This is a genomic window from Buttiauxella noackiae (genome assembly GCF_000737905.1).
Taxonomy (GTDB): domain Bacteria; phylum Pseudomonadota; class Gammaproteobacteria; order Enterobacterales; family Enterobacteriaceae; genus Buttiauxella; species Buttiauxella noackiae.
Map to the genome: position 1 here is coordinate 1,427,815 of NZ_JPRU01000002.1, position 14,290 is coordinate 1,442,104.

The 14,290-nt window shown below is 50.6% G+C and carries 11 protein-coding genes; 8 read left to right on the plus strand and 3 right to left on the minus strand.

The window, feature by feature from the left end; genetic code table 11:
- Positions 1–16: 16 nt before the first annotated feature.
- Complete coding sequence (gene ascF / locus IX31_RS15020) at positions 17–1,474, minus strand: PTS cellobiose/arbutin/salicin transporter subunit IIBC (protein ID WP_034459535.1); 1,458 nt, start codon at positions 1,472–1,474, stop codon at positions 17–19.
- A gap of 277 nt (positions 1,475–1,751) precedes the next feature.
- Between ascF and IX31_RS15025 the strand changes: the two genes are divergently transcribed.
- Entirely contained in the window at positions 1,752–2,768 is a 1,017-nt protein-coding gene (locus IX31_RS15025) for a LacI family DNA-binding transcriptional regulator (protein WP_034459536.1), read from the plus strand.
- A 33-nt stretch (positions 2,769–2,801) separates the two neighbouring features.
- Here IX31_RS15025 and IX31_RS15030 read toward each other — a convergent pair whose 3' ends face one another.
- Together IX31_RS15030 and IX31_RS15035 are read right to left on the minus strand one after the other, a co-directional pair.
- On the minus strand, positions 2,802–3,833 hold the full coding sequence (locus tag IX31_RS15030; RefSeq protein ID WP_034459539.1) for an NADP-dependent oxidoreductase: 1,032 nt from the start codon (positions 3,831–3,833) through the stop codon (positions 2,802–2,804).
- A 105-nt stretch (positions 3,834–3,938) separates the two neighbouring features.
- Positions 3,939–5,459 carry a methyl-accepting chemotaxis protein gene (locus tag IX31_RS15035; protein WP_034459543.1) on the minus strand — a complete coding sequence of 507 codons (1,521 nt, stop codon included), beginning with the start codon at positions 5,457–5,459 and terminating at the stop codon, positions 3,939–3,941.
- 293 nt (positions 5,460–5,752) lie between these two features.
- Here IX31_RS15035 and proP point away from each other — a divergent pair, with 293 nt between their 5' ends.
- From proP to ygjG, 7 genes are all read left to right on the plus strand, one after another.
- Positions 5,753–7,258 (plus strand): glycine betaine/L-proline transporter ProP, encoded by a 1,506-nt coding sequence (gene proP / locus IX31_RS15040; protein ID WP_034459544.1) that lies wholly within the window; start codon positions 5,753–5,755, stop codon positions 7,256–7,258.
- A gap of 206 nt (positions 7,259–7,464) precedes the next feature.
- Positions 7,465–9,033, plus strand: a complete 1,569-nt coding sequence (locus IX31_RS15045; RefSeq protein WP_034459546.1) for an ABC transporter substrate-binding protein — start codon at positions 7,465–7,467, stop codon at positions 9,031–9,033.
- 67 nt (positions 9,034–9,100) lie between these two features.
- Complete coding sequence (locus IX31_RS15050) at positions 9,101–10,150, plus strand: ABC transporter permease (protein WP_034459548.1); 1,050 nt, start codon at positions 9,101–9,103, stop codon at positions 10,148–10,150.
- Positions 10,150–10,983 (plus strand): ABC transporter permease, encoded by an 834-nt coding sequence (locus IX31_RS15055; RefSeq protein WP_034459551.1) that lies wholly within the window; start codon positions 10,150–10,152, stop codon positions 10,981–10,983. The genes IX31_RS15050 and IX31_RS15055 overlap by 1 nt, the downstream gene beginning before the upstream one ends.
- Positions 10,976–11,812, plus strand: a complete 837-nt coding sequence (locus tag IX31_RS15060; RefSeq protein ID WP_034459553.1) for an ABC transporter ATP-binding protein — start codon at positions 10,976–10,978, stop codon at positions 11,810–11,812. The genes IX31_RS15055 and IX31_RS15060 overlap by 8 nt, the downstream gene beginning before the upstream one ends.
- On the plus strand, positions 11,799–12,521 hold the full coding sequence (locus tag IX31_RS15065) for an ABC transporter ATP-binding protein (protein WP_034459555.1): 723 nt from the start codon (positions 11,799–11,801) through the stop codon (positions 12,519–12,521). The genes IX31_RS15060 and IX31_RS15065 overlap by 14 nt, the downstream gene beginning before the upstream one ends.
- Before the next feature lie 279 nt (positions 12,522–12,800).
- The gene (gene ygjG / locus IX31_RS15070) at positions 12,801–14,198 is read left to right on the plus strand and encodes a putrescine aminotransferase (protein WP_198528570.1); all 1,398 of its coding nucleotides are present in this window, start codon (positions 12,801–12,803) and stop codon (positions 14,196–14,198) included.
- Positions 14,199–14,290 lie beyond the last annotated feature (92 nt).

Consider the following 14,290-nt stretch of genomic DNA (forward strand, 5'->3'; position numbering starts at 1 on the left):
AGATTCCTCTTCTAAATTAATTAGCGCTTGCAGATGCAATAGCGGTGTTTGGCTGTGCCTGTTCTTTCTCGCTACGTTGCTCTTGTTCAACCGGGATATCTTCAAAGCCCAGCAGCAATGTCAGGAAGAAGGAGAGCACTACAGCCAGAATCATCACGCCAAATACCCAAACGATGCTCATTGGATTTGCGGGATCAAAGAACTGCACGCTGGTGAATAAGCCAGGAGAGGCCATTGAATGACTCGCAAGACCACCGATTCCGGCAACCGCACCGCAAACAAAACCACTGATAAGTGCCGCAATCAGTGGGCGCTTCAGACGTACCGCCACACCGTAAAGTGCAGGTTCAGAAATCCCCGCCACAATCGCGGAGGCTGCCGCAGCCAGCGCCGTCTGGCGCAATTCTGGGTTTTTCGTTTTCCATGCTACGGCCAAAGATGAACCGCCGAGTGACAGGTTGGCACCGATTTCAGATGGCATAACCATGCCCTCTTTACCCGTTTCGGCAATGGTTTGAATAATAGACGGCGTAAATACACGGTGCATCCCGGTCATCACCAGCAGTGGCCACAGTGCACCCATAATTGCGACCGACAACCAGCCTAAATAGCTATGAATGGTGTAAACCAGTGAAGAAATACCGGTACCAATCCAGATACCCAGCGGGCCAATTAGCATGATGGCAATCGGTGCGGAGATAAGCACAATCAGCATCGGTTTCAGGAAGTTTTTCGTTACCGCAGGCGTAATGCGATCAACCCATCTTTCGATATACGAGAGAATCCAGGTCATGCACAGTGCAGGGATAACGGTGTAGGTATATTTTACCGCTGTGACTGACATTCCCATAAATTCAACGTGTTGGCCTTGCGCAGCCTTTGCCATCAGGTCAACAAAATTTGGGTGAACCAAAACGCCTGCTATCGCAATTGCCAGCGACATATTGGTTTTGAATTTTACTGCCGCCGATGCAGCAACCATTACCGGCAGGAAGAAGAATGCGCCATCACCAATCACATTGAGGATAACGAGTGTTGAAGAGCCTTTTTCAAAGACCCCAGTCATATCCAGAATCATGGCGAGTAGTTTTACCATCGAACCGCCAATAATGGCTGGAATCAGTGGTGACATGGTGCCAATCAACGCATCCAGAATCCCGGCACCAATGCGTTTGAGGGTTATTTTGCCTTTGCCTTGTGCAGGTTCGGCTGGCTGCATGCCTTCTGGCAGGAGTTTCAACACTTCAGCATAAGCCTGAGAAACCGTGTTACCGATAATGACCTGGCACTGGTTTTCACTACGCACCACGCCCAGTACACCGCTAATTGTTTTGAGCTGTGCGGCATCGACGCGACTGTCGTCATTTAACACAAACCGTAAGCGTGTCATGCAGTGTGTGACTGCCTTTACGTTACCCGCACCGCCAACTGCGTCGACTATCGACCTTGATACTGCCGCATAATTCTTAGCCATGAGCTACCACTCTTTCGTATTAAAATTCATGTAGTTATGAATGTTTTATCCGGTAATACCGCGCCGACGTGTAGGGGTCTGAGAAATAGGTAACCGGTTCCACATTAGATTGACCACAGAAAACAAACAGATCAAATTCTAATTTTACATATTGTTAATTTTGTGATCATGATCGATATAAAGCCGGTGCACGGTCAGTCTGAAACCCTTCACGCGCAGTATTTTGCCGGGCGGGAATGTGTAAAATGGGCGCATTCAAAAAAGCCAGGAAGCTCTAATGTCGACAATGCTAGAAGTGGCAAAAAAAGCCGGTGTCTCAAAAGCCACTGTTTCACGTGTTCTTTCCGGAAAGGGATACGTCAGCGAAGCCACGAAAGAGCAGGTCTATAAAGCCATTGAGGAGGCGGGGTATCGACCCAATTTACTGGCGCGTAATCTGGCGACGAATAAATCAGAATGCATTGGTTTAGTGGTAACTAATACCCTTTATCACGGCAGCTATTTCAGCGAAATACTGTCTCAGGCAGCCAAAAAATTAGAAGATAACGGTCGCCAGCTTATTCTGGTCGATGGTAAACACAGTGCACAGGAAGAAAGAGAAGCTATTCAGTTTCTACTCGATTTACGCTGCGATGCGGTAATTATTTACCCACGTTTTTTAACCATTGATGAAATGGATTTGATTATTGAGCAGCATAAAAAACCGATTATGGTGGTGAACCGAAAGTTAAGAAAACACCAAAGCCACTGCGTTTTTTGTGACCATAAAGGCTCCAGTTTCCTGGCAACAAAATATCTGATTGAACGCGGGCATCGCGATATTGCCTTTATTACCGGCTCAATGGACTCCCCTACCGCCATCGAGCGTTTATCAGGCTATAAAGAAGCTTTAAATCAATATGATATTGGCGTAAACGAGGCACTTATCGCCCAAGGGAAATGGACGCCAGCCAGCGGTGTTGCGGCGGTTGAAACGTTGCTTTCGCGCAAAAACAAGATCAGCGCAATCCTCGCCAGTAATGATGAAATGGCGGTTGGCGCAATAAAAAAATTAAACGATATGGGTATTTCTGTTCCTGGTGAAATATCCATTATCGGTTTCGATAATATACCTACTGCACCTTATCTCTCACCCGCTTTAACCAGTATTAAAGATCCGGTCAGCGATATGATAAGCGAGGTGATCAACCGCTTAATATCGATGCTGGATGGTGGGTATTTGTCGAAAGAGAATGTGTTCACGTCAGATTTGTTAGCGAGAAATTCAGTGATTGACGGGCCATATAAAGGTTAATGAAACGGTGCATTCGCGCCGTTTCAACAAAAATCAACTCACGACTTTCACTATTAATTTGCCGAAGTTCTTGCCGACCAGCAAACCACGGAATGCTTCAACGCTGTTTTCCAGCCCATCAACAATATCTTCACGGAACTGGATTTTCCCTTCCGCCAGCCACTGGCTCATCTGCTTAAAGAATTCCGGGTAACTGTCGCTGTAATCCTGTGAAATAATAAAGCCTTGCACGCGCAGGCGTTTTTTGAGGATGGTGCCCATCAGCAGCGGCAACCGGTCCTGTTCAAATGCGCTGTTCATGCCGTTGTACTGGCTGATTACGCCGCACACAGGAATTCGCGCTTTGGTATTAAGTAGCGGCAATACCGCGTCAAATACCGCCCCGCCAACGTTTTCAAAATAGACATCAATGCCACTGTTACAGGCCTTTTTCAGCTGTTCGGCAAAATCTGGCGCTTTGTGGTCAATACAGGCATCAAATTTCAACGTTTCTGTCACGTAGCGGCATTTATCAGGACCGCCCGCGATACCTACGACTTTCGCACCCAGCAGTTTTGCCACTTGCCCAACGACTGACCCCACCGCACCGCTGGCCGCCGCAACAACCACAGTTTCTCCAACTTGCGGATTACCAATATCGGTCAATCCCATATATCCGGTGAAACCAGGCATACCAAGCAAACCGAGTGCATATGAAGGATGATCCATATCGGCGTCGAGTTTCTGCAAACCTTCGCCGTTGGACAGCGCGTAATCCTGCCAGCCGGTATAGGCCAGAACAAGGTCACCGGCTTTGTAATCCGCATGTTCGGATTTCTCAACGCGGCAAACGGTACCCGCACCAATCACTTCACCAATTGCAAGCCCAGGCGTATAGGATTGGGCATCATCCATGCGCCCGCGCATATACGGGTCGAGGGATAAATAGAGGGTTCGCAGCAGTAGCTGGCCTGCGGCAGGCTGTGGAACAGGCGCTTCTTCAAGAATGATGTCTTGATCGGTCGGCATGCCCTGCGGGCGCTTCGCCAGTACAAAACGGCGGTTAGTTTGAGACGACTGCGTCATAATTCTCTCCATAGATTTGGGTCGTGAATAAACGGTCAATCTGTCCCAGCCTAGCTAAAAAAAACCGTTGCAGGGGTTAAAACGTGCGGTTCTGGGATTTTATTGTTAGTGCAACACCGTCACCGCATCTTCGAGACGCGTCGCCCTGTGCTTCACCATCGCCGACACTTCCGCGCTTTCCTCAACTAACGCCGCATTTTTTTGCGTGATAGCGTCAAGTTCAGCCACCGCACGCGTTAAATCAGATAAGCCTTCTGCCTGTTCCGAGGTGGCGTGGCTGATTTGCCCAAGTAGTTGAGTGACGTTGCGTACCTGCTCAACAATATCATTCATCGTGCGCCCCGCTTCGTGAACCTGAATCGTGCCGGACTGCACTTTGCTGGCGCTGGCATCAATCAGCTTGCGAATATCATTCGCCGCCGTTGCACTGCGCTGCGCCAGATTCCGCACTTCTCCTGCAACCACCGCGAACCCTTTACCCTGCTCTCCAGCACGTGCCGCTTCTACCGCCGCGTTAAGCGCCAGAATATTTGTCTGGAAGGCAATATCATTGATAAGGCTGGTAATGGAGCCGATACGCTGCGTACTGTCGGCAATATCATCCATGGTAGTCACAACGGTTTCCATCGCCTTGCCACCGTGGGCTGCGGCCTCACTCGCAGAACTTGAAAGCTTATCGGCGGCTGCGGCGGTTTCTGAATTGTTCTGCACCGATACCGCCATCTGGCCCATTGTGGTGACGGTTTGCTGCACGTTGACCACCGACTGGCGCGTGCGCTCATTAAGCTCCACATTGCCCTGAGCCAGCGTTTCGCTGCCGCTGCGCACGTTCTCAACCTGATGGCTGACATCATGGATTAGCCAGCGGCACATCAAACCTAGCTGGCCAATGGCACGCAGCGTCATACCTATTTCATCCGTTCGTGCAAGATGCTGCACTCGCTGCTGGTTTCCAGTCGCCACTTCGAGCGCCTGACGGGCGACATTTTCCAGCGGACGTGCAATTTGCCACTCCAGCAACGCACAGGCCAGCAGGCTCGCTAACGCACTGATTACCAGATACGGCACACCTTGCCCAAGCGTTACTGAAGCAGCCATCATCAACACAAACACGCAGCTCATGATCATACGAATACGGCCCCTCAGCCGTAACGCGGGTAATTTCCCCAGCCAGCCTTTACGCAAAACCAGGCCTTTAAACAGGCGACGTTTGCAGCGCCCTTCTTTGAGTGCTTTATACAGCGGTTCAGCGGCTGCGATTTCCTCCGGCATCGCTTTGGTACGAATCGACATATAGCCGGTAGTTTTGCCGTGACGCACCACCGGAACGACATTAGCCCGCACCCAGTAGTGGTCACCATTTTTACGCTGATTTTTGACGATCCCCGTCCACGGCTCTCCCTGTTGCAGGGTGAACCACATATCAGCAAAGGCGGCTTTTGGCATATCGGGATGGCGCACCAGGTTGTGGGGTTGTCCTGTGAGCTCATGAAGCTGGTAACCACTCACCTTCACAAATGCATCGTTCGCATGAGTGATTGTGCTTTTTAGATCGGTCGTAGACATCAATGTCGTGTCGTCATCAAGCAGGTATTCATGCTGTGTAGCAGCCGTGCGCGCAGTCATAGCAACTCCCTTGGCAGGTTATCCGATTGTTAATATTTTTAGTTGTGTTGTTATTTCGGCGCTGCAAAATTTTACTTTAGCGGTTAAACTTGACGGCGATCACACTTTTTTAACTAAGCCATATTTTTTATAATGATTTTGGATGGGGAGCACATTTCCCATTAATTTCATGAAGTTATTAATGAAAATGTCATAGTGACGCTAAGTGCTGGAGTTTTGACCTTCAATTTGCAATCGGCACACTACACTTAGTACGGGGTCGTTTCGCCCCCGCAAGGAAAAAGAGGATAATAATGTTAAAAAGGAAAAAGAAAGTCAGACCTATTAAGGTCAGTGACGTCACCATCATCGACGATAGTCGCCTTAAAAAGGCAATTACTGCCGCATCGCTTGGCAATGCGATGGAATGGTTTGATTTCGGCGTATACGGCTTTGTTGCTTACGCCCTCGGTAAGGTTTTCTTCCCGGATGCCAGCCCTAGTGTGCAGATGATTGCCGCACTGGGTACCTTCTCTGTTCCCTTCCTGATTCGCCCGTTGGGTGGCCTGTTCTTCGGCATGCTGGGCGATAAGTACGGACGCCAGAAGATCCTGTCCATCACCATTATCATTATGTCATTGAGTACCTTCTGTATTGGCCTGATCCCGTCGTACGCGACTATTGGTATCTGGGCGCCAATCCTGTTGTTACTTGCGAAAATGGCGCAAGGGTTCTCAGTGGGTGGTGAATACACCGGTGCTTCGATATTTGTTGCCGAATACTCGCCAGACCGTAAACGCGGCTTTATGGGGAGTTGGCTGGACTTCGGTTCCATCGCCGGTTTTGTCTGTGGCGCGGGTGTCGTGGTGCTGATTACCGCGATTGTCGGTGAAGATAACTTCCTTGAATGGGGCTGGCGTTTGCCGTTCTTCCTGGCATTGCCACTGGGGATTATCGGCCTGTATCTGCGTCATGCACTTGAAGAAACACCGGCGTTCCAGCAGCACATTGAAAAACTGGAGCAAGGCGATAAAGAAGGCCTGACCGACGGGCCAAAAGTCTCCTTTAAAGAGATTGCGACTAAACACTGGCGCAGTCTGTTGACCTGTATCGGGATCGTTATTTCTACTAACGTGACCTACTACATGTTGCTCACGTATATGCCAAGTTATCTCTCACACAACCTGCATTATTCCGAAGAACATGGCGTACTGATCATTATCGCCATTATGATCGGGATGCTGTTTGTGCAACCGGTAATTGGTCTGTTGAGTGACCGCTATGGCCGCCGTCCGTTTATCGTGTTCGGTAGTATTGCGCTGCTGTTGCTGGCGATCCCTGCCTTTATTCTGATTAACAGTAATGTACTGGGGCTGATATTCGCCGGGCTGCTGATTCTGGCGGTGATTCTTAACTCCTTCACCGGGGTTATGGCATCCACGCTGCCCGCCATGTTCCCAACGCATATTCGTTATAGTGCGCTGGCAAGTGCCTTTAATATCTCAGTACTGGTAGCCGGTATTACGCCAACGCTTGCTGCGTGGCTAGTCGAAACGACCGAAAACCTGATGATGCCCGCCTATTATCTGATGGTAGTTGCGGTTATCGGCCTGGTGACGGGTCTGACGATGAAAGAGACAGCGAATAAGCCGTTGAAGGGGGCCACACCTGCGGCTTCTGATATTGCCGAAGCGCGTGAAATTGTTCAGGAGCACCACGATAACATCGAGCAAAAAATCGAAGATATCGACCGTGAGATTGAAGAATTACAGGCGAAACGTACCAACCTGGTGGATCAGCACCCGCGTATTAACGAGTAATTTTTAGCAGCATCAAAAACGCCGGGCCAATGCCCGGCGTTTTTATTTCGGGCTTTAACCCTCATTCCAGGAAGGAATTGGTTATGTCTAAAATTTATAAGCAAAGTATTTTTTGGACTTTGCGAATACTCATAACTCACCTAACGTAATCCAGTCCGCGAATAACAACTCATAAAGAATTCTTCTCTTTTTAAGCAGGGTGCCATATGCAAAGAAAAGCACTGCCGTTATTGCTATTAGCTGCGATCTCCGCAAGCAGCTTTGCCGCTACACCACCAAATACTTTAATTGTTGCCCAGGGCCTGGACGATATCGTCAGTCTTGATCCTGCGGAAGCTAATGAGCTGTCGAGCATTCAAACGGTGCCAAGTCTTTATCAGCGCCTGGTGCAGGCCGACCGTGAAGACCCGGCGAAAGTGGTCGCGGTGCTGGCTGAAAGCTGGCAGGGCGATGCAGCGAATAAAAAACTGACCATCAAGCTGCGCCCGGATGCCAAATTCTCGTCAGGCAACCCGCTGCGCCCGGAAGACGTTATCTTCTCTTATACCCGTGCAGTTACGCTCAATAAATCCCCGGCGTTTATTCTTAACGTGCTTGGCTGGCAGCCAGATAACATCGCCAGCCAGTTGAAGAAAATCGACGATCACACGCTGGAATTACACTGGACGGCGGATGTTAGCCCAGCGGTAGCACTGAACATTCTCTCCACGCCGATTGCTTCTATCGTCGATGAAAAAGCCGTTTCTCCGAACGCCAAAGCTGGTGATTTCGGTAATGAATGGCTGAAAATGCACTCGGCTGGCAGCGGCCCGTTCAAGATGCGCGTTTACCAGCCGCATCAGGCGATTGTGTTAGACGCCAACCCAACATCACCGGGCGATGCGCCTAAAGTTAAAAACATCATTATTAAGAACGTGCCAGATCCGGCGGCTCGTCGCTTGCTGATTCAGCAAGGCGATGCAGATATCGCCCGTGATTTAGGTGCAGATCAAACCAGCGCGCTGGAAGGCAAACCTGGCGTGAAGGTGCTGAGCATCCCTTCTGCTGAGCAGAACTATATGGTGTTCAACGCGGGTAATGATGCAAATCCACTGTTGAAAAACCCTGCCCTGTGGGAAGCGTCTCGTTATCTGGTGGATTATCAAGGCATCACCAAAGACCTGTTGAAAGGCCAATATTTTATCCACCAGAGCTTCCTGCCGGTTGGTTTTGCAGGGGCGCTGGATAACAATCCATTCAAATTTGACCCGGCTAAAGCTAAAGAAATCCTCGCGAAAGCAGGTATCAAAGATGCGCATTTCACGCTGGATGTGGAAAACAAACCACCGTTTATCACCATTGCTCAGTCTATGCAGGCGAGCTTCGCGCAGGGTGGCGTGAAGATCGATCTTCTGCCTGCTGCGGGCAGCCAGGTTTACGCTCGCGTTCGTGCCAAGCAGCATCAGGCCGCGATTCGCCTGTGGATCCCGGATTACTTTGACGCCCACTCCAACGCCAGCGCCTTTGCGTATAACGATGGCAAAGCAAGTACCGTTGCAGGTTTAAACGGCTGGCAAATCCCGGAGTTGAGCAAGCAAACTTTGGCCGCAGTTGCGGAAGCTGACCCGGCTAAACGTCTTGAACTGTATAAAAAAATACAGGAAGAAGTTCAGCACAATTCGCCGTACGTATTTGTTGATCAGGGCAAAACCCAGATCGTGGTACGTGAGAATGTGAAGGGCTATCAGCAAGGTTTGAATGCGGATATGGTGTATTACGATCGAGTGAGCAAATAACTGCTTTGTCTCCTTCCTCTGAGGGGGAAGGAGACAATCCGCGAAATATGTTTAAGAAGAGTTCCACATGTCAGACATCTCCACCCATTCTGCATCGAGCCGCTTAAGTCGCTCATTGTTGACGCTGCTTCAGGGGCTGTTTACCCTGGCACTAACGATTATCGGCTTACTGCTTATCACTTTTGCCCTGTCGGCACTTTCCCCAGTGGATCGCGTACTACAAATCGTTGGCGATCATGCAAGCCAGGCTACCTACGATCAGGTGCGCCACCAGCTTGGTCTGGACCAGCCCCTTCCCGTTCAGTTCTGGCATTACCTGACAAGCCTTGCTCATGGGGATCTGGGTACTGCAAGCGCCACTGGGCAACCCGTTTTACAGGATTTACTTTCTGCTTTCCCGGCAACGCTTGAACTTGCGACCCTCGCACTGGTTATTGGCAGCGTTATGGGCGTTATTTTTGGTGTGCTTTGTGCTCGATTTGCCGGCTCACCTTGGGATTTAGCGGTGCGCACATTCACACTGCTCGGCAATTCAGTCCCTATCTTCTGGTTGGGTCTACTGATGCTGGCGTTTTTCTATGCGCGGCTTCAATGGAGTGCCGGGCCCGGGCGTCTGGACGATATTTATCAGTACAGCGTGGAAGCCAAAACTGGCTTTGTGTTGGTCGATACCTGGTTATCCGGCGATCATGATGCCTTTATGAATGCTATCAATCACCTCACATTACCCGTGTTGCTGCTGGCTTACTATTCGCTGGCAAGTATTACCCGCCTCACACGTACCGCTTGTCTGAGCGAAATGAACAAAGAGTACATCACGCTTGCGCGCGCCAAAGGCGCCGGGGAGATGGCGATTCTGGTGCGCCACGTGCTGCCCAATATTCGCGGAACGCTGTTCACCGTGATCGCGCTGGCCTATACCGGCATGCTGGAAGGTGCGGTGCTGACTGAAACAGTCTTCTCCTGGCCCGGTATTGGGCGCTATCTCACCACCGCTCTATTTGCTGGGGACACCACAGCGATTATGGGTGGCACGCTGTTGATTGGCGTGTCGTTTGTCATTATCAACAATCTGACTGACGTGCTGGTGCGTGTCACCGATCCGAGGGTGCGCTAATGCCGTCTTATCTCTTTTTACGCCGCACATTACGTTCGCCTGCGGCACTTTGTGACCTGGTGATTATTACGTTTCTGGTGCTGGTGGCCGTTTTTGCCCCACTCATCGCACCGTTCGATCCTAACTGGCAAGATGCCGCAGCACGTCTGCAAGCACCCAATGCTCAACACTGGTTGGGAACGGACAGCTATGGTCGCGATTTACTCTCACGTCTGATTTATGGCTCGCGCCCGGCGCTTGGTCTGGTGTTACTGGTCACAGTGATAACCCTCCCCACCGGACTGCTGATCGGCATTCTTTCAGGCTATTACGGGGGTTGGTTAGAACGGGTATTAATGCGTTTTACCGACGTAGTTATGTCGATGCCACGCCTGATTCTGGCCTTTGCTTTTGTCGCAATGCTTGGCCCAGGGCTTGTCAACGGCGCACTAGCACTGGCGCTGACTACCTGGCCTGCGTATGCACGTCAGGCTCGTAGCGAAATTCAGCGCCTGCGCCATAGCGACTACCTCGCCGCCGCAGAAATGATGGGAATTCGTGGAACGCGCCTTTTAGCAGGCCATATTTTGCCTCTGTGTTTACCTTCGGCGATTGTGCGCCTGGCGCTCGACTTAGCAGGGATTATTTTAGCCGCAGCCGGGTTGGGTTTCTTAGGCCTTGGCGCCAGACCGCCCATGGCAGAATGGGGGGCGATGATCGCTAACGGTATGCAGGTTATTTTCGATCAGTGGTGGATTGCAGCCATTCCCGGGACCGCCATTTTGATTTGCAGCCTGGCGTTTAACTTACTGGGTGATGGATTACGCGACGTGCTGGAGCCAGGCCATGACTGAGAAACGTATTGAAGTCAGTGGATTAAACATTGATTACCCGGGAGCTCGGGTCGTGAATAATCTCTCATTCACGCTCGGTAACGAACGGCTGGCGCTGGTAGGCGAATCGGGATCGGGTAAATCTATGACCGCCAGAGCATTAATGGGTCTGGTGCGTAAGCCGGGCAAGGTAAGCGCAACTGAGCTCAACGTGTTGGATAACGATCTGCTCAGTATGCATAACCGTGACTGGCAGCGCCTTCGCGGCAATGAAATCGCGATGGTTTTACAAGATCCACGCTACGCACTCAACCCGGTGAAAAGCGTTGCACAGCAAATTGATGAAGCACTGCGCTTGCATCAAAATTTATCTGGCTCACAGCGCCGTGAGCGGATCCATGAAGTGATCGGCGCCGTTGGATTAGCGGAAAATGTGCTGTCGCGTTACCCGGCAGAACTCTCTGGCGGCATGGGTCAACGTGTGATGATCGCCATCGCACTGGTCAACAATCCAAAAGTGTTGATTGCCGACGAGCCTACTTCTGCACTGGATGCTCGCCTGCGCAACCAGATTCTGGAACTTCTGGTTGAACAGTGTGAACAACGCCAGATGGCAATGTTGCTGATAAGCCACGATCTGCCACTTGTTGCCCAACACTGCCAACGTGTACTGGTGATGTATCAGGGACAAAAAGTGGATGAGATGGCTGCCAGTCAGCTTGCCGCAGCAACACATCCTTACACCCGTACGCTCTGGACATGCCGCCCTCACGCCGCCACTTACGGCATGATGCTCCCGACTTTAGACCGCAGCCAGAATCTGCAAGGAGAACCACATGGCGATCGTTGAGGTCAGTAATTTGTGCGTGCAGTTTAGCGCGAAAGGCCAGACCAAAACCGCCGTTCGCGACGCCAGTTTCTCAGTCAATCCAGGGGAAACATTCAGTTTAATTGGCGCGTCGGGGTGTGGGAAATCTACTATTTTGCGCGTCCTCGCGGGTTTACAACGCGAGTGGAAAGGTGGAGTAAAACTGCTGGATGGGGCAATCAAACCCGGCGTGCGTTTTCAGGGTGATTTGCGCCGTAATGTGCAAATGGTGTTCCAGGACCCTTATGCCTCTTTGCATCCCAATCACACGATTTACCGCACTCTGGCCGAGCCGTTAAACATTCATGGTGAAGTACAAATTGCTGCGCGCGTAGAAAAAGCACTGCTTCAGGTAGGGCTGCCAACAGATGCCATGAAGCGTTATCCGCACCAGCTTTCTGGCGGGCAGCGTCAGCGTGTCGCCATTGCTCGCGCGCTGTTGCTGCGCCCTAAAATCCTGCTGCTTGATGAACCGACTTCAGCACTCGATATGTCGGTACAGGCAGAGATTCTCAACTTGCTGAATCGCCTTAAACAGCAGTTTGGCATGACCTATCTGCTCGTTAGCCATGATGCCGATGTGATTGCGCATATGTCAGACAGGGCTGCTTATATGGCGGGTGGTGTTATCGAACGCGAGTTCAACCGTGCAGCCCTGGTGCGAGGGGAGCACCGAATGGACGCGGCATAGGCCATAAATTATTTCACCATGGCATATCAAATCGTGCTGCTTTGCCCCGTTAAGTAGCACGACGCATGGTTATGGTGCAATAAAACCAGACATCTCACAGAAAATCCGCTTCGCTCCAGCATATTTAGCCGCAAAATGTCTCTCTGTGTGACTAATTATTACGCAGTTTGCATTCCCCCAGATCGTTTATCCTGATTTTGCTTAGGGGAAGCGAAGTGGCGTATTCCCTGCAATACTTATTTTGTGTATCGCGTGATACGTCATTCCCAGGAGCACATTTTGAACAGGTTACCTACTAGCGCTTCGGCTCTTGCCTGCACAGCGCACGCTCTCAACATCATCGAAAAGAAGTCCCTTAGTCATGAAGAGATGAAGGCGTTAAACCGCGAGGTTATCGAAAACTTCCAACAGCATGTGAATCCGGGTTTTCTTGAGTATCGCAAATCAGTGACCGCCGGCGGGGATTACGGAGCCGTAGAGTGGCAAGCGAACAGTTTAAATACGCTTGTCGACACCCAGGGTAAGGAATATTTGGATTGTCTGGGTGGGTTCGGCATTTTTAACGTGGGGCACCGTAATCCAACAGTGGTATCCGCCGTACAGCATCAGCTCGAAAAACAACCCCTGCACAGTCAGGAGCTGCTCGACCCTCTACGGGCGATGCTCGCCAAAACGCTTGCGACCCTCACTCCGGGCAAACTGAAATACAGCTTCTTTAGCAACAGTGGTACAGAATCGGTTGAAGCAGCGATTAAACTCGCCAAAGCCTACCAATCTCCACGTGGGAAGTTTACCTTTATCGCAGCCTCAGGCGCGTTTCATGGCAAATCTCTCGGGGCGTTGTCAGCAACAGCAAAATCGGCATTTCGTAAGCCGTTTATGCCGTTACTTCCAGGCTTCAGGCATGTTCCATTCGGCAATATAGACGCGTTACGCACAATGCTGAGTGAATGCCGTAAAACCGGTGATGATGTCGCAGCTGTAATCCTGGAACCTATTCAGGGTGAAGGCGGCGTAATTATTCCACCAGCAGGGTATTTGCCAGCCGTTCGTAAGCTTTGTGATGAGTTTGGCGCACTGCTTATTTTTGATGAAGTGCAAACCGGTATGGGACGTACGGGAAAAATGTTCGCCTGTGAACACGAGAACGTGCAGCCTGATATTTTATGCCTCGCCAAAGCACTCGGCGGCGGTGTAATGCCGATTGGTGCCACCGTTGCGACAGAAGAAGTATTTTCTGTGCTGTTTGATAATCCTTTCCTGCACACCACCACCTTTGGTGGCAACCCGCTGGCATGTGCAGCAGCGCTCGCCACAATCCACGTGCTGCTTGAGCAAAATCTTCCCGCTCAGGCCGCGCAAAAAGGACAGCTTTTAGTGGATGGCTTCCAGGCCCTGAAACGCGAGTTCCCGGAACTGGTGGTTGATGCCCGCGGGCAAGGTTTGTTGATTGCCATCGAGTTTAGCGACAACGAGATTGGCTATAACTTTGCCAGTGAGATGTTCCGCCAGCAGGTGCTGGTCGCCGGGACGCTCAACAATTCGAAAACCATTCGTGTTGAGCCACCGCTGACTATCACAATTGAGCAGTGTGAACATGTGTTGGGCTGTGCGAGGAAGGCTCTTAATAGTTTGCAAATTTCACAAACAGAAGTTTTTACAGCGGAACAAGAGTGACAGAATGATAAAGAAGGGCATAAATTTACTCTTTATGCCCTTCTTTAAATTCCTTGGTAATGACTGTAAAATAATATTTTATTTTCTCTAAT